This is a genomic window from Streptomyces pactum (assembly GCF_016031615.1).
In the GTDB taxonomy this organism is placed as follows: domain Bacteria; phylum Actinomycetota; class Actinomycetes; order Streptomycetales; family Streptomycetaceae; genus Streptomyces; species Streptomyces pactus.
Genome location: NZ_JACYXC010000001.1, coordinates 958,278 through 980,093, shown reverse-complemented (window position 1 = coordinate 980,093; position 21,816 = coordinate 958,278). Strand labels below are relative to the sequence as shown.

Genomic DNA, 21,816 nt, shown 5'->3' with positions numbered 1-21,816 from the left:
GAGCGGCCGCGAGCCGCCCGCGGCGCAGGCCCGGCCCGGCGCGCCTGCCCACCGCCCGCCTCCCCGGCGCCGCCTGCCGGAACCGGCCCCGGGCCGAGGCCGGGGGCCGTGCGAAGGCCCCGGCGCCACCGCCGCCCGCCTCCCGGTCCCACCCGTGCCTGTCCGGCGGCCACCCTGCCCGGTCCCGCCGCGTGCCCGGTCCGGCGCCCGTCCCGCCCCAGCGCCCCCGCGTTCCGCGGGAACCGTATTCCGCCGAACCGGGGTTCCGCCGGGCCCGCATTGCGCCGGGCCCGCATTCCGCCGGAACCGCATTCCGCCCGTTCTCCCGGAATTTCGGCAGGGGGCCGGACGCCCGGGCCGGACCGGCCGGGACGCGCGCACCGCCCGGCTTTTTCCGCCCAGCTGTCCGGGTGCGCGCCACCCCCGGACCCGGGTCACGGGCATCGTCCCGCCGATATGTGACAACCATCACACGGTGTGGTGCCCGGGCCGGTTCTTCATCGTGCCGTAAGTTTTCGCGCCGGACGCAACATCTCCTTGGTCGTGCCGCAACATTCCGGACCGCAACCACGGTCACCGGCCCCTTTCCGAACAGGGACTACTCGGTCGAGTAGTCGGCCCTACCCGAGCTGGTAGTGGCTGGTGTTCGAGGCATATGCATACCGTGGTGCCGCAATTCGCTTCCTGCAGAACCGTCATTGGGCTGAACGGAAACGAAGAAAGGAAACGTTGTGGCCGGACGCCGCACTTTCCCCCTCACCTCTTACCAGCGCGACATATGGGCCGCGGAATCCCGCACGCCGGACGATCCGCAATTCAATGTGGTCCTCGATGAGAAAATCGACGGCAAAGTCGATGCCGAAGCGCTGTGCACCGCACTGGCCCGGACCCTGTCCCGCCACGACGCGTTCCGGCTGCGGTTCGGCGAGCAGGACGGCGTGCCCCACCAGTGGCTGGCCGCCGCCGGCGACGCGCCGGTCGAACGGGTCGACCTGTCCGGCGAGCCGGATCCCGAACGGGCCTGGCACCATTGGCAGAAACGATCTTTCGCACGCCCGTTCACGCTGGTGGACGCCCCGTTGTTCCGCGCGGCCCTGGTCCGCCAGGGCCCCGGGATCCACCACGTGCACCTCAACGCCCACCACCTGGTGGTGGACGCCTGGACGCTGAACCAGATCAGCCGCGGCATGTGGCAGGAGTACGCCCGGCTGACCGCCACCGACCCCGGCCCGGACACCGGTCCGGTGCCCCCGCCGCCGTCCTACGCGGACTTCGTGGCCGCCGACGCCGCGTACCACGGGTCCGCGGAGCGCGAGGCCGCCCGCGTCTTCCACCGCACGGCTCTGGAGGGCGTGGCCCCCGCCCTGTTCCAGCGGACCGCGGGCCGGCCCGCCGGTGCCGACCGGCGCGGACACCACAGCTTCACCCTCGGCGGCGACCTGGTCGCCCGCATCCGGCAGGGCGGCAGCTCGCCGTTCGCGTACCTCACCGCCGCGTTCGCCACCTACCTGGCCCGGGTGCACCGCTCCGAGGAGGTCGTCCTCGGCGTCCCGTTCCTCAACCGCCGAACCGACGCCGAACGGGAGACGGCGGGCCAGTTCGCCAACAACCTGCCGCTGCGGGTGCCGGTCCCGGACGGCGCCACCCTGCGCGAGCTGGCCGCCCGGGTGCGCGAGCGGGTCGGTGCGCTGCGCGACCACGAGCGGCTGCCGCTCGGTGACGTGCTGCGCGACCTGCCCGCGGAGACCGGTTCCCGGCAGCTGTTCGACGTCGTCATCTCCTATCTGCGCTACCCGCGCCCGGAGGCGCTGCCGGACGCCGACCGCGACACGGTGATCACCGCGCCGGTGCACGCGCCGGACGCCCTGTCGGTGATGATCCGCGCCTTCGACGACGACTCCGACCTGCGCATCGACCTCGACTACGCCACGGACGTCTTCGACGAGGACCTCCCGGTCGAGGCGGTGGCCCGCCACCTGACCTGCCTGGTGCGCGCCGGACTCGACGCCCCGGAGCAGCCGGCCCTCGCCCTGCCGCTGCTCACCGACGCCGAGCGGCGCGCCCTGGCCGGCGCCCAGCGCGGCCCGGTCGTGCCGTACCGCTCCGATGCGACCGTGCACGGGCTGTTCGAGGAGCAGGCCGCCCGCACCTCGGACCGCACCGCGGTCATCGCCGCCGACGGCACCACGCTCACCTTCGCCCAGCTCGACGCGCGCGCCAACCGCGTCGCCCACGCCCTGCGCGCCCGCGGCATCGCCCCCGGAGACCGGGTCGCGGTGCTGCTGGAACGTGGGCCGCTCACCGTCCCGGCGCTGCTCGGCGTGCTCAAGTCCGGCGCCGCCTACGTCCCGGTGGACCCCGGCTACCCGGCCGACCGCATCGCCTTCCTGCTCACCGACAGCCGCGCCCGGGCCGTCCTCACCGGCCCCGGCTCGCCCGCCCCCGACGTCCCCGGCGACGTCCCGGTGCTCCGCGCCGACCAGCTCGCCGACTCCGGCCCCACCGAGCCGCCCGCGCCGGCCGCCACCCCGCAGGACCTGGCCTACGTCATCTACACCTCCGGCTCCACCGGCCGCCCCAAGGGCGTCATGGTCGAGCACCACTCGGTGGTCAACCGGCTCACCTGGATGCAGCAGCGGTACCCCATCGGCGCCGGCGACGTGCTCCTCCAGAAGACCCCGGTCTCCTTCGACGTGTCGGTCTGGGAGCTGTTCTGGTGGGGCGTGGAGGGCGCCGGACTGGCCCTGCTGCCGATCGGCGGGGAGCGCGACCCGCGCACCCTGCTGCGCACCATCGCCGAACGCCGGGTCACCGTCACCCACTTCGTCCCCTCCATGCTCGGCCCCTTCCTGGACCTGCTGGAGTCCCGGCCGGAGCTGCGCGCCGAGGCGGCGACCCTGCGGACGGTGTTCTGCAGCGGCGAGGCGCTGCCGCCCGCCCGCGTCGAGCAGTTCGCCCGGGTGCTGGGCGGCACCCCGGACACGCCGCGCCTGGTCAACCTCTACGGCCCCACCGAGGCCACCGTGGACGTGTCGTACCACGACTGCCCCACCGACCCCGGGCAGCCGGTGCGCCGCGTCCCCATCGGCCGGCCGGTCGCCAACACCTCGCTGTACGTGCTCGACCCGCACGGCCGCCCGCAGCCGGTCGGCATACCCGGCGAACTGTGCATCGGCGGCGTCCAGGTGGCCCGCGGCTACCTGGAGCGGCCCGAGCTGACCGCCGAGAAGTTCGTCGAGGACCCCTTCCGCCCCGGCCGCATGTACCGCACCGGCGACCTCGCCCGGCTGCTCGCGGACGGCTCGGTGGAGTACCTGGGCCGGATCGACTCCCAGGTCAAGATCCGCGGCAACCGGGTGGAGACCGGCGAGGTCCACAACGCCCTCGCCCAGCTCCCGGGCGTGCGCGACGCCGCCGTGGTGGACCACCACACCGCCGAACGCGGCACCCACCTGGTCGGCTACTACGTCGCCGACCAGGAGCTGGACCCGCTGCTGCTGCGCACCGAACTCGCCCGCACCCTGCCCGAGTTCATGATCCCGTCGTACTTCGTGCGGATCGACGCGATCCCGCTCACCCCCAACGGCAAGGCCGACCGGCGCGCGCTGCTCGCCCGGTCCGCCCCCGACACCCCCGCGCACCGGCCCTACGCCTCCCCCCGGAACGCCACCGAGGAGACCCTGGCCGCGGTGTGGGCCGAGGTGCTGGGCGCCGAACGCGTCGGGATCCACGACGACTGGTTCGCCCTCGGCGGCGACTCCATCCTGATGCTGCGCGCCCGCGCCCTGGCGGAGAAGCGGGGCCACCACTTCGACCTCAGCGACCTGGTGCGCCACCCGACCGTCGCCGGACTCGCGCCGCTCACCGCCACCGGCGCCACCGCCGCGGCCGAACCGCCGCTCGCCCCCTTCGCCCTGGTCTCCGGCGTGGACCGGGCCCGGCTGGAGGGCCACGAGGACGCCTACCCGGCCAACCGCCTCCAGCTCGGACTGCTCTACCACAGCCGGGTGGAGGAGGGCTCCGCCGTCTACCGCGACGTCTTCCGCTACAGCTACGCCTTCGCCACCTGGGACGCGGAGAAGTTCACCACCGCCCACCGGCGGCTGGTGGCCCGCCACCCGGCACTGCGCTCCCGCTTCGACCTGGGCGGCTTCTCCGAGCCGCTGCAGATCGTCGAACCCTCGGCCGAAGGCGCCCTGGAGATCGTGGACCTGCGCGGGCAGCCGGCCGACCGGGCCGAGGCGGCCATCGCCGCGCACGTCGAGGAGCGCCGCCGCCACCCGTACGTCTTCGAACGCGCCCCGCTCCACCACCTGCGCGTCCACGTGCTGCCCGGCAGCGTGGAACTGGTCCTCAGCTTCCACCACGCCATCCTCGACGGCGGCAGCGTGGCCACCCTCGTCACCGAACTGCTGCGGGACTACGCGCACCTGGTGGGCGAGGACATCGCCCCGGTGCCCGAGGCGCCGCCGGTGACCGCCGCCCACCACGTGCTCGCCGAGCGCCGCGCCCTGCAGTCGCCCGAGGCCCGCGCGTACTGGACCGGCTACCTGGAGGGGGCGCCGCTGCTCCAGCTGACCCCGTTCCGGCCGCACCGGGCCCCCGGCTCCGACGAGCAGATCACCCGCCGGGTGGACCTGCCCGCCGCCCTCGCCCAGGCGGTACGGTCCTTCTCCCGGCTGCACACCCTGCCGGTGAAGTCGGTCCTCCTCGCCGCGCACCTGCTCACCCTGCGGCTGTTCTCCGGACAGCACGACCTGGTCACCGGCCTGGTCACGCACGGCCGCCCCGACCGGGACGGCGCCGACCGGATGACCGGGCTGTTCCTCAACACCACGCCGGTACGGCTGGACACGGACCGGGACAGCTGGCTCGCCGTGGTCCGGGAGGCGTTCCGCCAGGAGCAGCTCAGCCACCCGCACCGCCGCTACCCGCTCAGCGCCATCCAGGAGGACCTGGGCGTCACCGTCCTGGACACCGCGTTCAACTACATCCACTTCCGGCAGCTCGCCGAGGTGCACGCGCTCCCCGGCATCACCGCGCTGGACTTCCGCACCTGGGAGGAGACCAACTTCGCCCTGCTGGTCAACGCGGTCACCGAACCCGAGGGCGACCGGATCTGGCTGCGCATGGACCACCAGGGCCGGCTGTTCACCCCGGACCAGGCCGAGCTGTACGGCCGCACCTTCACCGCCGTCCTGGAACGCCTGGTCCACCACGCCCACGAACCGGTGGACTTCGGCTTCCTCGCGGCCCCCGCCCGTCCGGCCGGCCAGGAGGCCACGACCGGGCGCACCGCACCCGACGTGGTCCGCGCCTTCGCCGACCAGGCGACCCGCACCCCCGGCGCCACCGCGCTGGTGATGGGCGACCGGCGGTGGAGCTACGCCGAACTGGACGCCGCCGCCGACCGCGCCGCGCGCCGGCTGCGGATCCGCGGCGCCGGCCCCGGCGACCGCGTGGGCATCGCCATGGACCGCTCCCCGGAGACGATCGCGGTCCTGCTCGCGGTGCTCCGGGCCGGCGCCGCCACCGTGCCGCTGGACACCGCCTACCCCCGCGAGCGCATCGCCGCCATGCTGGCGCAGGCCCGCCCGGTCGCGGTGGTCACCCACCGGGCCGACGACACCGGGCTCCCGGACGGCGCGCCCGTGGTGACCGCCGCCGAGCTGCTCGCCGAGGACACCGCGGTGGACCCGGGGACGGCCCCCGCGCTCCCGTCGGCCGTCGACCCCGCGTCCGTGGCCTACCTGCTGTTCACCTCCGGCTCCACCGGCGCCCCCAAGGGCGTGGAGATGCCCCACCGGTCGCTGGCGAACCTCGTCGCCTGGCAGAACTCCGTGCCCAGCGGGGTCGTCGGCGGCGTCACCGTCCAGTACGCGCCGATGAGCTTCGACGTCTCCTTCCAGGAGATCTTCACCACGCTCTGCGGCGGCGGCACCCTGCTGCTGCTCTCCGAGGACGAGCGCCGCGACCTGCCCGCCCTGCTGCGGCTGCTGGACCGCGCCGGCGCCGAGCGGCTCTACCTGCCGTACGTGGCGCTCCAGCAGCTCGCCGAGGCCGCCCACGCGCTGGGCACCGTCCCGAGGTCGCTGAAGGCGATCTGCTCCTCCGGCGAACAGCTGCGGATCACCGAGGAGATCCGCGCCCTGTGCGCGGCGCTGCCCGGCGTCATCCTGGAGAACCAGTACGGCCCCACCGAGTCGCACGTGGTCACCCGGCACACCATGACCGGCGACCCGGCCGGCTTCCCCGCCCTGCCGCCGATCGGCACCCCCATCGACGGGGCGGGGGTCCTGGTTCTGGACGAGCGGCTGCGCCCGGTGCCGCCCGGGGTCACCGGGGAGATCCACCTCGGCGGCGTCTGCCTGGCGCTGGGCTACGCCGGCCGGCCCGACCTCACCGACGAGCGGTTCGTGCCCCGGCCCGGCGGCGCGGACGGCGAGCGGCTGTACCGCACCGGCGACCTCGGGTTCGTCCTGCCGGACGGCTCGGTGGTGTGCACCGGCCGCTCCGACTCCCAGGTGAAGGTCCGCGGCTACCGGGTGGAGCCGGCCGAGGTGGAGCTGGCCATCGCCCGCTTCGCCGCCGACCACCCGGGCCTGACCGAGGCCGCGGTCGTCGCCCGGCGGCGCGAGGGCAACGACTCCTTCCTCGCCGCGTTCCTCACCGGCGACCCGGCGCGGGCCGACCTGGACCAGCTGGTCAAGCAGCTCCGCTCGGTGCTCCCCGACTACCTGGTGCCCTCCCACTTCCAGTGGTTGGACGCACTGCCGCTGACCCCCAGCGGCAAGCGGAACGACAAGGCGCTGCGGGAGCTGCCGCTGACGGTGGCCACCGGCGGCGGCGACACCACCGCCCCCCGCGACGCCTACGAGAAGGCGCTGGTGGAGATCTTGCGCGAGCTGATGGACCTGCCCCGGCTCGGCGTGCACGACGACATCTTCACCCTCGGCGCCACCTCGCTCACCGCGATGCGGCTGGTCGTCCTCATCGAGCAGCGGTACGGGGTGTCCGTCCCGCTCTCGGAGTTCGTTTCCACCCCGACGGTCGCCGGCCTGGCCGAGCGGCTGCGCGGTGGTGGCGCGGTGGCCGAGTTCGACCCGCTGGTGCCCATCCGGCCCGACGGCGACGCACCCCCGCTGTTCTTCGTCCACCCGATGGGCGGGAACGTGCTGTGCTACGTGCGGTTCGCCGCCCACCTGCCGCCCGGCCGGCCGTTCTACGCGCTCCAGGCCGCCGGCGTGGACGCGGGCACCGAACCGCTGCGCAGCGTCGAGGAGATCGCCGCCGGCTACGTGGCGCGGATACGTCAGGTGCAGCCGGAGGGCCCGTACCTGATCGGCGGCTGGTCCTTCGGCGGTTTCGTCGCCTTCGAGATGGCCCGCCAGCTGCGTGCCCAGGGGCAGCGGGTGCGGCGGCTGATCCTGCTGGACACCACCGCGCTCAACCCCGGCCGGCGCCTGCGCACCAGCGACGACGCGCTGCTGAGCTGGTTCTTCTGGGAGTTGCTGTGGCTGCGGCGCGGCGGCGACTCCCCGGAGGAGGTGATCCCGGCCCACCTCACCACCCTGGAGGAGAAGTTCGACTTCATCGCCCGGCTGGCGGTGGAGGAGGGCGTCCTGCCCGAGGGCGCCACCGGCGCGGTGGTGCACCGGCTGTTCCAGGTGTACGAGGCCAACTGGCGCGCGGCCTTCGCCTACCGGCCGGACGTGGTGGAGCAGGACATGGTGCTGGTCCACGCCACCGAACCGCTGCCCGCGGTGCTCGACACCATGCACACCGCCATCCAGTCGATGCACCGCGACCCCACCAACGGCTGGAGCGAGCGCACCAGCGGCGAGCTCACCGTGATCGACGTCCCCGGCGACCACTTGACGATCATGGAAGAGCCGCACATCGCGCACGTCGTCCAGGTCGTCACCGAACTGATCGAGGAGTGACATGAGCAGGCGCAAAGCCCTCGTCATCGGGGCCGGAATCGGCGGACTGACCGCGGCCGCGGCACTCCGCGACGCCGGCTGGGACGTCGAGGTCCACGAACGGGCCACCGAACTGCGGGCCGCGGGCTCCGGGCTGTCGGTGATGAGCAACGCCATCGCCGCGCTGGACTCCATCGGTCTCGACCTGGGCCTGGAGAAGCGCGGACAGGTCCTGGAGTCCTACCACGTGCGCACCGCCCGCGGCCGGCTGATCCGGGAGTTCCCCTTCCCCGGCATCATCCGCCGGCTCGGCGTCCCCTGCGTGCTGATCACCCGCTCGGAACTCCAGCAGGCACTGCTGGAGGCCACCGACGGCATCCCGCTGCACCTGGGGTCCACCGCCGAGGAGTTCACCACCGATCCCGCCACCGGCCGGGTCACCGTCCGGTTCGCCGACGGCCGCCGGACCGACGGCGACGTGCTCATCGGCGCCGACGGCTTCAACTCGGCGATCCGGCGGCAGCTGGTCGGCCCGGGGGAGGAGTCCCGGGACAGCGGCTACGTCTGCTGGCTGGCCCTGACCCCCTTCAGCCACCCGCGGTTCACCACCGGCTCGGTCATCCACTACTGGGGCAGCGGGCAGCGCTTCGGCCTGGTGGACATGGGCGGCGGACTGCTCTACTGGTGGGGCACGAAGAACATGCCCACCGAGCAGTCGCACCACTGGCGCGGCGGCAAGGCCGACGTGGCCCGGGCGTTCGCCGGCTGGGCCGACGAGGTGCAGCACGCCATCGCCGTCACCGACGAGAGCGCCATCCTCGCCGTCCCCTCCCGGGACCGGCCCTTCCTGGAACGCTGGGGACGCGGACCGGTGACCCTGCTGGGCGATGCCGCGCACCCCATGCTCACCAGCCTCGGCCAGGGCTCGGGCATGGCCATCGAGGACGCCGCGGTCCTCGCCCGCCGGCTGCGCGACGCCCCCGACGTGGCCGCCGCGCTGCGCGGTTACGAGGACGAGCGGCGCGAGCGGACCCGCGGCATGGTCGCCGCGTCCCGCTCCATCAGCGAGTTCGAGCAGTCGGAGAACCTGCGCCGGCCGGTCCGGGACGCCTACTTCCGCTTCATGCCCGAACGCAAGCTGACCGCCACGCTGGAGGGGGCGCTCACCTTCCCCCGCCACCCCGGCCCGGCCCGTCCGGCCCCGGTCCGCTGAGAGGAGAGCCATGACCACCAGCAGTGACGCGCCCCGCGCGCCGCACGGCCGGGCCGTGCTGGTCACCGGGGCGTCCACCGGACTCGGCCGTGCCTGCGCGCTCCACCTGGAGCACACCGGCTTTCGGGTGTTCGCCGGGGTCCGCAAGGACACCGACGGCAAGGAGCTGGCCGAGGAGTCCGCCCATGGGCGCATCGTCCCGGTGCTCGTCGACGTCACCGACGAGACCTCGGTACGCGCCGCCGCCGCCCGGATCGGTGACGAACTGGGCCCGGGGCGGGCCCTGTTCGGACTGGTGAACAACGCCGGGGTGTGCGTGTCGGCCCCCCTGGAGTGCGTCCCGCCGGAGCGGCTGCGGTGGCAGCTGGAGACCAATGTGGTGGGCCAACTCGCCGTCACCCAGGCGTTCCTGCCGCACCTGCGCCGCTCCCGGGGCCGGATCGTCAACGTCACCTCGGGGCTGGGCACGGTGGCGCTGCCCTACCTCGGGGCCTACGCCGCCGCCCAGTTCGCCAAGGAGGCGATGAGCGACGTCCTCCGGCGCGAACTGCGCGGCTTCGGGGTGACGGTGAGCGTGGTGCAGCCCGGCGCCATCATGACCCCGATCTGGCAGAAGGTCTCCGAGGTCGCCCGGGACGCGCTGCGCGCCGCGGACGGCACGGTCGGCGAGCTGTACCGGGCCCGGTTCGAGCAGTTCCTGGCGCAGAACGAGCAGGCGGCCCGGGACAGCCGCACCACCCCGCAGGACATGGCCCGGGCCGTGGCCCGCGCGCTCACCGAGGCCCGGCCGCGGACCCGCTACCGGGTGGGTGGTGACGTGCGGCGGCTGAGCGTACTGGCGCGGCTGCTGCCCGACCCGCTGCTGGACCGGTACCTGCGGCCGCTCACCGGCTGAGGGCCGGCACCGCCCGGCACCCCTTCCGGGGATGCGGCCCGGCCCGCGAGCACCGCGCGGGCCGGGCCGCACCGCTGAGCCGGGGCCGTACCCGTGCCGGGGCCGGGGCCGCTCGGCCGGAGCCGTACCGCTGAGCCGGGGCCGGAGCCGCACCCGCGCCGGCCGGCCGTACCCGTGCCGGGCCGCACCGCACCGGCCGTGTCCCGTGCCGCGACCCGGGTGTCCCGGCACGGAACGCGACCCGGGTGTCCCGGCCGGGGACGCGGCCGGGGCCCCACGCGCCACCGGTGCGGCACCGGCCCGCCGGGGTCACCCGGCGTTCGCCCGGACACCGTCCTGCACCGCCCGCAGCAGGCCGATCCGCGAGCGGACGCCGTAGTTCCCGTACAGCTTCCGCAGGTGGTAGTTGACGGTGTGCGGCGAGACGTCCAGCCGCCGTGCGATCTGCTGGTTGGTCAGCCCCTGGCCGACCAGCTGGACCACCGCGTGCTGCCGGTCGTTGAGCTGCCCGCCCGCCGCGGCGGGCTCCTCCCGGGCACGCAGCCGGCGCACCTGGTCCGCCTCCCGGCGCAGCGCCCGCTTCAGCGACGCGGGGACCGACTCGGCGATGACCTGGTGCAGCAGCGCGCCGCGGAAGACCGTCCGGGCGCCGCTGTGGTCGAGCGCCCCGGTGGCCACGGCCTCGTCCAGCAGCCGCACCAGCCCCGAGGGCGTGGTGCCCAGCAGCGGCGCCAGCACCTCGTAGTCCAGCTCCCGGCCCAGCACCGCCGCGGTGCGCAGCAGTTGGCGGCAGTCCGGGGAGAACGTCTCCAGGGTGGCGGCGACCTGGGCGGTCACCCGGCGCGGCAGCACCCGTCCGACCGGATGTGCCTGGCCGTCCACCGTCCGCAGCGCGTTCTCCTCGCGCAGCCCGGTCAGCAGCGACACGATCAGCCGGGGGTGCCCGGCGGCCTCGTCGACCAGCTGGAGCAGGCCGGGGGAGGGGGCCGTGCCCAGCACGTCGCTGACGATCGAGGCGCACGCCGCCCGCCGCAGCGGTTCCAGGGTGATCCGGGCGCGCCGGCCGGTGGGGGTGGCCAGGATCGCCCCCAGGGCCTCGGGGCCCTTTCCGGAGCGGTGCGCGACCACCGACACCACGTTGCCGCCGTGCAGCCCGGCGCGGCGCGCCAGCAGGGTGTCGGCGGCCTCCTCGCCGAGCCGGTCCGCCTCGTCCAGCAGCAGGAGCAGGGGTCTGCCCTGCGGGCGGCGGCCGGGGGGCGCCGGGGTGGGCGTACCGGGCGCGGCCGGGCCCGGGGGCGCGGATCGGAGTGCCCGCCGCCCGGTGTGGCGTACCCCATCTCCGCCGCCATGGTGGCGCAGGCGCGCAGCAGCCGGGTCTTGCCGCTCCCCGGCGGACCCTCGATCACCAGCAGCGCGCTGCCCCCGGAACATCCGTACGCGAGGATGTCGCGGATCTCCGTGAGCTCGCGGTCGCGGCCCCGGAGCGGAAGGTCGAGAGTGGTGACGAACACGGGTGACCTCCTTCTGTCCAGTCAGGGGGCACGGTCAGCGGGTGTCGGTGAGGCGGCGCACGGCGACCGTCCGGAACCGGCCGGTGACGAACGAGGGGTCGCCGTAGGTGGTGTTGCCCGACGGGTTCAGGCCGGTGCCGTGCAGATCGGAGTAGATGGCGGACTGGGTGAGGTACCAGCCGCCGGAGAGGTTGAGCGAGAGGGTGACCCCGCAGTCGGCGCAGGTCTCCCGCAGCGCCCGTTCGACCTCGGCGGAGGTGGTCCAGGCCCCGGCGGAGAGCGCGCCGGCCTCCCGGGCGGCCCGGCCCAGCCAGGCGGTGCCCGCCTCGGCCGAGTCCACGGCGACGGCGAAGTACACCGGGCCCAGGTGCTCGGTGAGCAGCGTCGCGGCCTGCTCGGGGCGGTCAGGGTCCAGGCCGACGACCACCGGGGTGCGGATCACCGCGCCGGGGTGGCGCGGGTGGGTGACGGCGCGGGAGGGGTGGAGGACCTCGCCGAGGAGGCCGGCGCCCGCCTTGTCCACCCGCTCCACCACGCTGGGCGCGTACAGCGCGCCCAGCACACCGGCCGCGCCGGCGTCGTCGGCGAGCAGCGCGTCCAGGGCCGCGCCGAGGTCGGCGACCACCTCCCGGTAGCTCTTGCGGCCCTCGTCGGTGTCGATGCCGCCGCGGGGGATCAGCAGGTTCTGCGGGCTGGTGCACAGCTGGCCGCTGTAGAGGGCGAGGGTGAATGCGAGGTTGTCCAGCATCCCGCGGTAGTCGGCGGTGGACTCGATCAGCAGCGAGTTGACGGCCGAGGTGGCGACGCGGACCTGGGCCTGCCGGGCGTGCCCGGTCAGCCAGTCGCCGAACTCCCGGTTGCCGGTGTAGTCGATGATCCGCACCTCGGGGCGGAGCGCGAGCCGGCGGGCGAGCCGCTCCCCGGGACGCTCGGCGGCGAGGCAGACCAGGTCGGGGGAGAAGCCGGTCTCGCGCAGCACCTCGCGGGCGATCCGCACCGTCAGGGCGAGCGGCAGCACCGCCCGGGGGTGCGGCTTGACCAGTACGGCGTTGCCGGTGACCAGGGAGGCGAAGAGCCCGGGGTAGCCGTTCCAGGTGGGGAAGACCGCGCCGGTGATCAGCAGGGAGACACCGAGCGGGACATGGCTGAACGTTTTGGCGAGCGAGAAGACGCTGCCGTCGGGGAGCGGCTTGTGCCAGCGGAACGCGGCCGGCAGCCGGGTCTGTTCGGCGAGGCCCAGTGCCACCGCCTCCAGGCCCCGGTCCTGTGCGTGCACCGCGCCGGCGTGGAAGGCCATGACCGGGTTGTGGCCGCTGGTGTGCACCGCGGCGTGGGCGAACTCGTGGCTGCGGGCGTTGATCCGGGCGAGGATCTCGGCGCACACCACGGCCCGCTCCAGCGGGGTGGCGGCCTGCCAGCCGGCCATGGCGGCGCGCATCGCGGGCAGCAGCACGTCGGGGTCGCCGTGGGGGTAGGAGATGCCCAGCGGGAAGCCGTAGGGGGAGGACTCACCGCCCGTCTCCGGCGCGGGGCCGACCACGCCGTCGGTGCCGGGCTGGTCCAGGTCGAAGGGTAATCGCAGCAGCCCGCGGAAGGCCCGCTCCCCGGCCGCCGCGTCCTGTTCGCGGTACGCCTCGGTGTCCTCGGGATAGGGGGACCAGTGTTCCCGGGTGCGCAGCACCTCCAGGGCGCGGTCGAGCAGGGGCTGGTGTTGGTTCATCAGGTCCGTCAGCAACGCGTGCTCCTCGCTGGGGCCCGTCCCAGGGCGGACGGGGTCGGGGGGCGCGGGTCGTCCCGGGCCGGACGGGGGCCGGCCCGGGACGGAGGGGAACCGTACGGGGCGCCGGGACGGGGGCGCCGGCACCCCGTACGGTGGTCACAACAAGATGGTGCGCAGCAGTGCTTCGAACTCGTCGGCGGTGGGGGGTTCGTCGGTGAGCAGGGCCTGCATCAGCAGGCCGTCCATGGCGCCGGCCAGCAGCCGGAGCCGTACGGCGTCGTCGGTGTAGCGGCTGCCGAACTCGGTCACCGCGGCCAGCCACTCCTGGGTCGGTCCGCGCAGCTCCGGGCGCCGGGCGGCCAGCAGGTACAGCTCGTACTCGGCCAGCAGGTGCTCGGGGTGCGCCACGACCGTGCACATCAGCTCGGCCAGCTCCCGAAGGCCCGACTCGGCGCCGTCGGTGCGCGCCGCCAGACGGCGCATCCGCTCGGCGTCCTCGGCCATACATCGGGTGAGCGCGGCGGTGAGCAGGTCGTCGATGCTCTTGAAGTGGTAGGCGGCGGCCGTGGCGGGCTGGCCGGCCTCCCGGGCGACGGCGCGGTGGCTGACCCCGGCGACGCCCTGGCGGGCGACGACGCGGATGGTGCCCTCGATCAGCTCCTGCTTGCTCCGCTCACCCTTGAGACGGCGCCCGTCGGTGGTCGGCCCGGTCACCTTCACTCCCGTGCTCCTCGCTGCCCGCAACTGCCCGCTGCCAGGACGATACCCGCTGGTCACGGATGAGGGCTCGTGGCGTCGGTGAGCCCGGCGGGGGCGTTCGCCGGCTCCGCGTCCGCCGTCGTGCCGGCCGGCGGGACGTCCGCGGCGTGCTCGGCGAGCCGCCGGGTCAGCGGACGCTGTGCGACCAGCGCGAGCAGCAGGGTGGCGCAGCCGGCCGCGATGGCCACCAGGAACCCGCCGTCGGGGCCGTGCCGGTCCACCACCGAGCCGGACACCGCGGCGCCCAGCGCCACGCCCACGCTCAGACCGGTGATGGCCCAGGTCATGCCCTCGGTGAGCTTGGAGGGCGGGACGGTCTTCTCCACCAGACCCATCACCGTGATCATGGTGGGGGCGAAGAACAGACCGGAGAAGAACACCGCGATCGCCAGCGTCGCCACATTGCCCACCAGCAGCATCGGCAGGGTGGTCACCGCGGTGCCCGCGGCGCCCAGCGCCAGCAGCCGGGGCAGCGGGGTGGAGAGCTTCAGCGTGCCGAAGACCAGCCCGGCCAGGGCGGAGCCGACGGCGTAGACCGACAGCACGATGCCGGCGCTGGCCGGGGCGTCCTGCTCCTCGGCGAACGCCACGCTCACCACGTCCACGGTGCCCACGATGGTGCCGCCCGCCACCAGGGTCAGGGCGAGCAGCCGCACCGAGCCGATACGGATCGCCGAGCCGCCGGAGGACGCGGTGGACCCGCCGTCCGCCGGCACCGGCGGCTCGGTGCTCTTCTGCGGGACGAACATCAGCACGCCCACGGTCAGGAAGACCGCCGCGACCAGGGGCCCGGCCTCGGCGAAGAGCGAGGTGGACAGGGCGACGGAGAGCGCAGGGCCCACCACGAAGGTGAGCTCGTCCACCACCGACTCCAGCGAGAACGCGGTGTGCAGCTTGGGGGAGTCGCGGTAGACGTGCGTCCACCGGGCGCGGACCATCGCGGCCATGTTGGGCAGGGTGCCGGCGATCGCCGCGAACACGAACAGCGTCCACACCGGCGCGTCGTAGCGGGCGCACAGCAGCAGGGCGCCGGTGGCCAGGACGCTGAGGCCGGTGGCCGGCGGGAGGACCTTGCTCTGGCCGACCCGGTCCACCAGCCGGGAGACCTGCGGTCCGAAGAACGCCATGGAGAGCGTGAAGGTCGCCGAGACGGCGCCGGCGAGCCCGTACTCGCCGCGCATCTGCGACAGCATCGTGATGATCCCGATCCCGGTCATGGAGATCGGCATGCGCGCCACGAACCCGGCGGCCGAGAAGGCCACCGAACCCGGCGCGCGGAACAACTCTCGGTAGGGATTGGCCACGGGGGCACACTCCTCCGGTCGATCGAGCGCCCGACAGGAAATTGAACGATCGCAACATGTTGAGCGACTGTTAGATTTTTACTGTAGGGCACTGCCGCCGGGACCTGTCAAACGCGCACCCCGGGACGTGTCCCGCGCCCGGACATGGCGAACGCGCCGGCCCAGGGGGGGCCGGCGCGTCGAAGGGGGTGGTCCCGCCGCCGGGCGGGAGCCGTTCCCGTACCGGGGGGCGGGGCGGGTCAGCCGTCCCTGCCCATCGCCCGCCGGACGGCGTCCCGGGTGCGGTCCATCACCGCCGCCACCGGGCCCAGCGCCATGTTCTTGCCGGCGCTCTCCGTCCCCGGGTGCGGGCGGGTGGGCGCGGTGGCCTCCGCGGCCTTCACCGCCTTGGCCAGCCGGGCCAGCTTCGCCGGCTCAAGGTGGCGGCGCAGCTGCGGGAACTCGTACCGCTCCTCGGCCCTGGCGTGCGCCGTCACCGCCTCGCGCAGCTCCAGCAGCTTGGGCAGGAACGCCGCGTCACCGGGGTCCATCCCGTCCAGCCGGCTGAGCGTCTCCTTCGCCAGCCGCTCCTCCTCCAGCCGGTCCGCCACGGCCTGCTCGCCGCCGTCGAAGGCGCGGCGCGCGGCCGGGTGGACCACCTCCTCCTCCGCCGTCTCGTGCACGGCCAGCAGCCGGACCAGCCGCCGGAAGGCGTCCCGCCGCTCGTCACCGGTGGTGCGCTCCACCTCGTCGAAGAGGTTGCGGATGTCGCCGTGCTGGCGCATCAGCAGCGCCACCACGTCGTCCTGGCCGGTGTCGGCGTCCTGCGCGTTCTGCGTCATGTGTGTGTTCCCTTCGCGGAGGACGAACCTCCGGTGTCTCTCCTCGGGGTCCGCGGTGTCAGCGACCGCCGCGCAGGGCCGGGACGGGGTGCTCGCCCTCGGTCTCGACCCGGTACTCGCCGCCCACCATCCGGGCGTGCTCCTCCATCACCCGCTCGCTCGGCGGCCGGTCCCCGTTGTTCAGCAGCTGCTGCATGCGCTCGAAGCGCTCGTGCGCCTCCCGCACGTACCCCGCACCCAGGGTGGTGAGGTCGATCTGGGTGTCGAGCAGCTGCCGCAGGTACTCCTTGTTGGGCTCGAAGGTGACCGGCTCGGGCAGCTCCGGGGCGAGGACCTGCTCCGGCTCGCGGCCGTCGTGCCGGCGCATCAGGTCGCAGGCGAGCCGCAGGTGCTCCAGCTCCATGTTCAGGTGCAGCTCCCAGATGGCCTTCACCTTCGGGTCGCTCTCCTGCTCCATGAAGGAGTGGTAGAGGTAGCACTCGTTGTACTCGTGGTTGACCAGCTGCTCCCACCACGTCTCGCCCGGGTCCACCAAGGACTCGTAGTGCGTGACGTGCTCCTCCTCGATCAGCCCGATCTCCTGGTACAGCTGGCGGGCGATCGGCTCCATGTACTGCGGACCGACGTTCATGTAGAAGTTCATCGTCTGCTGCTCGGCCGACATGATCGTCAGCGCGTGCAGCTTGGAGAGCGGGTCGGTCCGGTTCCGGTCGTAGGGGTCGCGGACGTTGTCCACCGGGTCCCGGTGGTGGAACTTGGTGGGCCGGCCCGGCATCACCTCGGTGAGGCCCCGGACGATCTCCTCCGCCTTGCGGTGCTCGATCATCTCGTACAGGTTGGCGTACCGGTACAGGTGGTCGAAGTCCTCCAGCACCCCGAACTCGTACGCCTGCTTCAGGTAGGGGTCCGGCTCCATGCGGGCCACCCAGGCGGTGAGGTCCACCGCCACCTGCTCGTAGGCGATGGTGGTCTCCAGCACCGAGGACACCCCCGGCAGCAGCCAGTTCACCGCCTTCTGCTGCTGGGCCTCCACGTACCGCACACTCGCCAGCTGCCGCTTGACCTCGGGGTCGGGACAGTGCCGCGCCATCTGGTGGCTGAAGAGGATCGCCTCCACCTCGATGCCGTTCATCGTGATGATCCGGCAGCGGGTGTAGGGGTCGCTGTGGTCGGGGTCGATCGGTGCCACGTTCAGCTCGCGCCAGTTGCGGACCTGGCGGTCGAGCGGGATGCCTCGTTGCTGGAGGGGGTTGAACGGCATGCGGAACTCCTGTCTGACCGTGCTCGGACCGGGACGGGCCCCGATTCCCCAGCTTGGGCGCTCGGCGCCCGGACGGCCCGTCCGACGGGCCGTCCGGGGCGTGCGCCACCCCACCGGCCCATCCGCCGCCACCGCCCGGGGTCCGGGCGGTGGCGGTCGGTGCGGCGGTCGGAGTGCCGCGGGCGGGTGGTCAGTCGCTCGACAGGGCCTGCACCAGGTCGCCGACCTGCGGGTCGGGCAGCGCCCGGGCGACATCCGCCTGGGCGACCACGCCCACCAGGTCGTGGCCGTCGATGACCGGCAGCCGGCGCACCTTGTGGGAGGTCATGGTCCGAAGGATCTCCGCCGCGTCGTCGTCGGCGCCGATGGTCACCGCCTCGCCCTGGGCCAGCTCCCCGGCCTTGCAGGACGCCGGGTCCTTGCCGGCCCCGAGCACCTTCACCACGATGTCCCGGTCGGTCAGCATGCCCTTGAGCTTGTTGTCGGTGCCGCAGATGGGGAGCGCGCCGACACCCAGCTCGGTCATCTTCTTCGCCGCCTCCAGGACGGTCTCCTCGGCGCCGATGCACTCGGCTCCGGCCGTCATGATCTCGCGTGCGGTGGTCATGCCGCCTCCTCGTTCCGTCGTGCGTTCCGTATCGCGCGCCGCCGGTCCGGTCCCGGCCCCGGCGGCGAGCGGTTTGTCCCCTTCCGCGTTCCACGCTTCCGTTCGCGCTATACGTACCAATCCGCTGGCCGCCTCCCGGGGCGGGCCGCTGCCGCCGCGGGCCCCCGGCGGGCGCGCCACCCGGCCGGGGCGGGCGGCCGTTCGGGCCCCCTCACCCCGGCCGGGTGTCCGTCGGCGGTGCCGGGACGCCGGCCGGGCCCCTCCTGCGGCGGGTGCGACCGCCGGGGGTGACCGCCGGGGGTGCGACCGCCGTCACCTGCGGGAAGTGGCGTAGCTCATCCCGTTGTGCCCGGTTCGCGAGGTAGCGTGAGCCGTCACTCCGATGGACCACACGCGGTTGCCGGTGCCGACCACGCCGCCCGCGCCGAGCAGGACAGGAGTGGTCGACGTGACCGCCGGTCTCACCCCCGTCATAGCGGCCACCACCCGGTGGCTGGTTCTCGCCTACCCGTCCCTGGGTGGCCCCTGGAGCGCGGCGCTCGCCGAGGCGCAGGCCCGGCAGGCCGTGACGGCCGCCGCGTGGCTGCGCTACCCGACCGCGATCGACGTGGAACTGGTACGGCTGCTGGGGCCGGGCGGCTCCGGCCGGCTGGACCGGCTCTTCGTCGCCGGCGCGGACGGGCCCGGCGCGGGCGGCCGCGGTACGGACCCGGGTGCCGGCGTGGAGCGTGCGGACGTGGACGCGGATGCCGGCACCGGCCGGCCCGGCCCCGCCGGACAGCCCTGGCGCAGCTGGGTGGACGAGGTGGTGGCCAGCTGGGCGGCGTGCCTGCTGACCGACCCGGCCCTGGCCGGCGCCGCGGTGGCCGCGCTGGACGGCGGCGAGCACACGGCCGGCGGGCCGGTGGCCTTCCCCCGGCTCACCACCCCGGACCGGCACGACCGGCAGGCCGCCCGGCTGCTGCGCGACCCCGGGTTCCTCGCCCCGGTCGCCGACCTCCACCGGTCACCGCTCACCGAGCTGCTGGGTGTGGCCCCCGCCGACCCGGTCTGAGCCGCCGACCCGGTCCGAGCCGTCGGCGCGACCGCGGTGCGACCCGGGATGCCGGCCCGGCCCGAGCCCGGCGCGGCTCGGGTCGTCGGGCTGAGTCGCTGCGCGCCCGGGGTCCCTGCCCGGGGTCGCGTGCCGGTCGGGCCGGCCACCGACCCGGGCCCGCGCCGCCGGCCGGGCGCGGGCGTGCCCGTACCCCCGCCCGGCCGGTACTTCGCTCCGCCCCTCCCCCGCCCCTTCGCCCGCCTCTCCCCGCACCGTTTCGGCCACCACGCCCACAAACGGATTAATCCCGACACATGCGCCGTTCGTGGGATATCAACGGTCAGCGTGTGGTGTGCGGCGGACCGTGCTGCCCACCACCCCTGAAGAGCGCCGCCGGTGGTGCGGCTGCCGGCAGCCGGGCGGAGAGGATCGACAACAGTGGCGATGGCGGTTGAGTCGGAGGACCTGGCAGCGACCCGGTGGAAATCGCCCGGCGCCGTGGCGGTGTCGTGGATCACGACGACGGACCACAAGAAGATCGGCGCGCTGTACATGGTCACCGCGTTCGGCTTCTTCGTCTTCGGCGGCGTGCTGGCGCTCCTCATGCGCGCCGAGCTGGCCCGGCCCGGCCTGCAGATGATCTCCAACGAGCAGTTCAACCAGTCGTTCACCATGCACGGCACGATCATGCTGCTGATGTTCGCCACCCCGCTGTTCGCCGGGTTCGCTAACGCCATCATGCCGCTGCAGATCGGCTCGCCCGACGTGGCGTTCCCGCGGTTGAACATGCTTTCCTACTGGCTGTTCCTCTTCGGGTCGCTGATCGCGGTCAGCTCCTTCCTCACCTCCCAGGGCGCGGCCGACTTCGGCTGGTTCGCCTACACGCCGCTGTCGAGCGAGACCCGCACCCCGGGGGTGGGCGGAGACCTGTGGGTGATGGGGCTGGCGCTGTCCGGCTTCGGCACCATCCTGGGCTCGGTCAACTTCATCACCACGATCATCTGCATGCGGGCGCCGGGCATGACGATGTTCCGCATGCCGATCTTCACCTGGAACGTGCTGCTCACCAGCACCCTGGTGCTGCTGGCCTTCCCGGTGCTCGCCGCGAGCCTGTTCGCGCTGGAGGCGGACCGCAAGTTCGGGGCGCAGATCTTCGACCCGGCCCACGGCGGCGCGCTGCTGTGGCAGCACCTGTTCTGGTTCTTCGGGCACCCCGAGGTCTACATCATCGCCCTGCCGTTCTTCGGGGTCGTCACCGAGATCATCCCGGTGTTCGCCCGCAAGCCGATCTTCGGTTACGTCGGACTGGTCGGCGCCACCGTCGCCATCGCCGGTCTGTCGGTGACCGTCTGGGCGCACCACATGTTCCCCACCGGAGCCGTACTGCTGCCGTTCTTCTCCTTCATGTCGTTCCTCATCGCCGTGCCCACCGGGGTGAAGTTCTTCAACTGGATCGGCACCATGTGGTCCGGGTCGCTCTCCTTCGAGACCCCCATGCTCTGGGCCACCGGCTTCCTGGTGACCTTCCTCTTCGGGGGGCTCACCGGGGTGCTGCTCGCCTCACCGCCGCTCGACTGGCACGTCACCGACAGCTACTTCGTGGTCGCCCACTTCCACTACGTCATCTTCGGCACCGTGGTCTTCGCCATGTTCGCCGGCTTCCACTTCTGGTGGCCGAAATTCACCGGACGGATGCTCGACGAACGGCTCGGGAAGATCCACTTCTGGACCCTGTTCGTCGGCTTCCACACCACCTTCCTGGTGCAGCACTGGCTGGGTGCCGAAGGGATGCCCCGGCGGTACGCCGACTACCTGTCCTCCGACGGCTTCACCTCGCTGAACACCGTCTCCACCATCGGCTCCTTCCTCCTCGGCCTGTCCACGCTGCCGTTCCTGTACAACGTGTGGAAGACGGCCAAGTACGCCGAGCCGCTGGAGGTGGACGACCCCTGGGGCTACGGGCGCTCGCTGGAGTGGGCGACCTCCTGCCCGCCGCCCCGCCACAACTTCCTCACCCTGCCGCGGATCCGCTCCGAATCCCCGGCCTTCGACCTGCACCACCCCGACATCGCCGCCATCGACCAGGCCGAGAACAGCGACCAGCGTGACGTCCTCGACGCCGACGAGGGCATGGCGAAGGACCGTCCCGGCGGCCCCGCGGACCCGGGCCGCACATGACCGGGGGGACCGCCGTCCCGCAGCCGCCCGACGGCACCGGCACGGAGGACGTCGCGGCCGGCCTCGCCCGGATCGAGGGGTACCTGATGTGCCGGGCGGCGCTGCACACCGCCCGCGAGGAGGGCGAGGCGTTCGCGGCCGGCCTGACGTGGCTCACCACGGCACAGCACGAGGAGGTGGCCCGCCGCTTCGCCGAGGCGCACGTCGAGGTCACCCGGACCGCCCTGCGGTCGGTGGTGGCCCGCTGCGAGGAGCTGAAGGAGGAGTACACCGCCCGGTACGAACAGCTGCGCCGCCGGCTGCTGTGCACCACCGCGGTGCTTCTGGTGTCGGCGGCGATCCTCTGCCTCGCCGCCCTCCTCGGCACCGGCACCACCCGCTGACCGGCGGCTTCCCCGGGCCGCCGGTCTCTTTGGGGCGGTGACCTTTCGCGAACCGGCGGTTGGCGCGAGCCGGCGGGGCCTCGGACCGGTGGCCTCCACGGTCCGGTGGTTCGCGCGGGCCGGCGGTGTCGCAGGGCCGGTGGTGTCCCCGATGGCGGTGCGTCCCCGGTGTGTCCCGCCGGCCACCGGTGTGTCCCGCCGGCGGT

14 protein-coding genes are annotated in these 21,816 nt (G+C 73.8%); 6 read left to right on the top strand and 8 right to left on the bottom strand.

Annotation, left to right across the window (positions count from 1 at the left end; genetic code table 11):
* The first annotated feature begins 731 nt into the window (after positions 1-731).
* The 3 genes from IHE55_RS03850 to IHE55_RS03840 are packed head-to-tail and all read left to right on the top strand — an operon-like array spanning position 732 to position 10,030.
* The gene (locus IHE55_RS03850) at positions 732-7,943 is read left to right on the top strand and encodes a non-ribosomal peptide synthetase (RefSeq protein ID WP_197987725.1); all 7,212 of its coding nucleotides are present in this window, start codon (positions 732-734) and stop codon (positions 7,941-7,943) included.
* Between the two features lies 1 nt (position 7,944).
* On the top strand, positions 7,945-9,135 hold the full coding sequence (locus IHE55_RS03845) for an FAD-dependent monooxygenase (protein ID WP_197987724.1): 1,191 nt from the start codon (positions 7,945-7,947) through the stop codon (positions 9,133-9,135).
* A gap of 10 nt (positions 9,136-9,145) precedes the next feature.
* On the top strand, positions 9,146-10,030 hold the full coding sequence (locus IHE55_RS03840; RefSeq protein ID WP_197987723.1) for an SDR family oxidoreductase: 885 nt from the start codon (positions 9,146-9,148) through the stop codon (positions 10,028-10,030).
* A gap of 309 nt (positions 10,031-10,339) precedes the next feature.
* Here IHE55_RS03840 and IHE55_RS32960 read toward each other — a convergent pair whose 3' ends face one another.
* The 8 genes from IHE55_RS32960 to IHE55_RS03800 all read right to left on the bottom strand — a co-directional run bounded on the left by IHE55_RS32960 (position 10,340) and on the right by IHE55_RS03800 (position 18,013).
* Positions 10,340-10,582: a response regulator transcription factor gene (locus IHE55_RS32960; RefSeq protein ID WP_372442749.1), complete on the bottom strand. Its 243-nt coding sequence runs from the start codon at positions 10,580-10,582 to the stop codon at positions 10,340-10,342.
* 377 nt (positions 10,583-10,959) lie between these two features.
* The gene (locus tag IHE55_RS32955; protein WP_197987721.1) at positions 10,960-11,541 is read right to left on the bottom strand and encodes an ATP-binding protein; all 582 of its coding nucleotides are present in this window, start codon (positions 11,539-11,541) and stop codon (positions 10,960-10,962) included.
* A 34-nt stretch (positions 11,542-11,575) separates the two neighbouring features.
* On the bottom strand, positions 11,576-13,261 hold the full coding sequence (gene paaN, locus IHE55_RS03825; RefSeq protein ID WP_197991767.1) for a phenylacetic acid degradation protein PaaN: 1,686 nt from the start codon (positions 13,259-13,261) through the stop codon (positions 11,576-11,578).
* A gap of 156 nt (positions 13,262-13,417) precedes the next feature.
* Positions 13,418-13,981: a TetR/AcrR family transcriptional regulator gene (locus IHE55_RS03820; RefSeq protein ID WP_307826501.1), complete on the bottom strand. Its 564-nt coding sequence runs from the start codon at positions 13,979-13,981 to the stop codon at positions 13,418-13,420.
* A 53-nt stretch (positions 13,982-14,034) separates the two neighbouring features.
* Positions 14,035-15,324, bottom strand: coding sequence for an MFS transporter (locus IHE55_RS03815; RefSeq protein WP_197987720.1), 1,290 nt, complete (start codon positions 15,322-15,324; stop codon positions 14,035-14,037).
* A gap of 239 nt (positions 15,325-15,563) precedes the next feature.
* On the bottom strand, positions 15,564-16,145 hold the full coding sequence (locus IHE55_RS03810) for a hemerythrin domain-containing protein (protein ID WP_197987719.1): 582 nt from the start codon (positions 16,143-16,145) through the stop codon (positions 15,564-15,566).
* Positions 16,146-16,203: 58 nt separating this feature from the next.
* Positions 16,204-17,406 carry a hypothetical protein gene (locus IHE55_RS03805; protein ID WP_197987718.1) on the bottom strand — a complete coding sequence of 401 codons (1,203 nt, stop codon included), beginning with the start codon at positions 17,404-17,406 and terminating at the stop codon, positions 16,204-16,206.
* A gap of 190 nt (positions 17,407-17,596) precedes the next feature.
* Positions 17,597-18,013: a CBS domain-containing protein gene (locus tag IHE55_RS03800; protein WP_197987717.1), complete on the bottom strand. Its 417-nt coding sequence runs from the start codon at positions 18,011-18,013 to the stop codon at positions 17,597-17,599.
* Between the two features lie 448 nt (positions 18,014-18,461).
* Between IHE55_RS03800 and IHE55_RS03795 the strand changes: the two genes are divergently transcribed.
* The 3 genes from IHE55_RS03795 (at position 18,462) to IHE55_RS03785 (ending at position 21,610) form a co-directional block, all read left to right on the top strand.
* Entirely contained in the window at positions 18,462-19,067 is a 606-nt protein-coding gene (locus IHE55_RS03795; RefSeq protein WP_197987716.1) for a hypothetical protein, read from the top strand.
* A gap of 426 nt (positions 19,068-19,493) precedes the next feature.
* Positions 19,494-21,227 carry an aa3-type cytochrome oxidase subunit I gene (gene ctaD, locus IHE55_RS03790; protein ID WP_197991765.1) on the top strand — a complete coding sequence of 578 codons (1,734 nt, stop codon included), beginning with the start codon at positions 19,494-19,496 and terminating at the stop codon, positions 21,225-21,227.
* Positions 21,224-21,610: a hypothetical protein gene (locus IHE55_RS03785; protein ID WP_197987715.1), complete on the top strand. Its 387-nt coding sequence runs from the start codon at positions 21,224-21,226 to the stop codon at positions 21,608-21,610. The genes ctaD and IHE55_RS03785 overlap by 4 nt, the downstream gene beginning before the upstream one ends.
* The last annotated feature ends 206 nt before the right edge of the window (positions 21,611-21,816 follow it).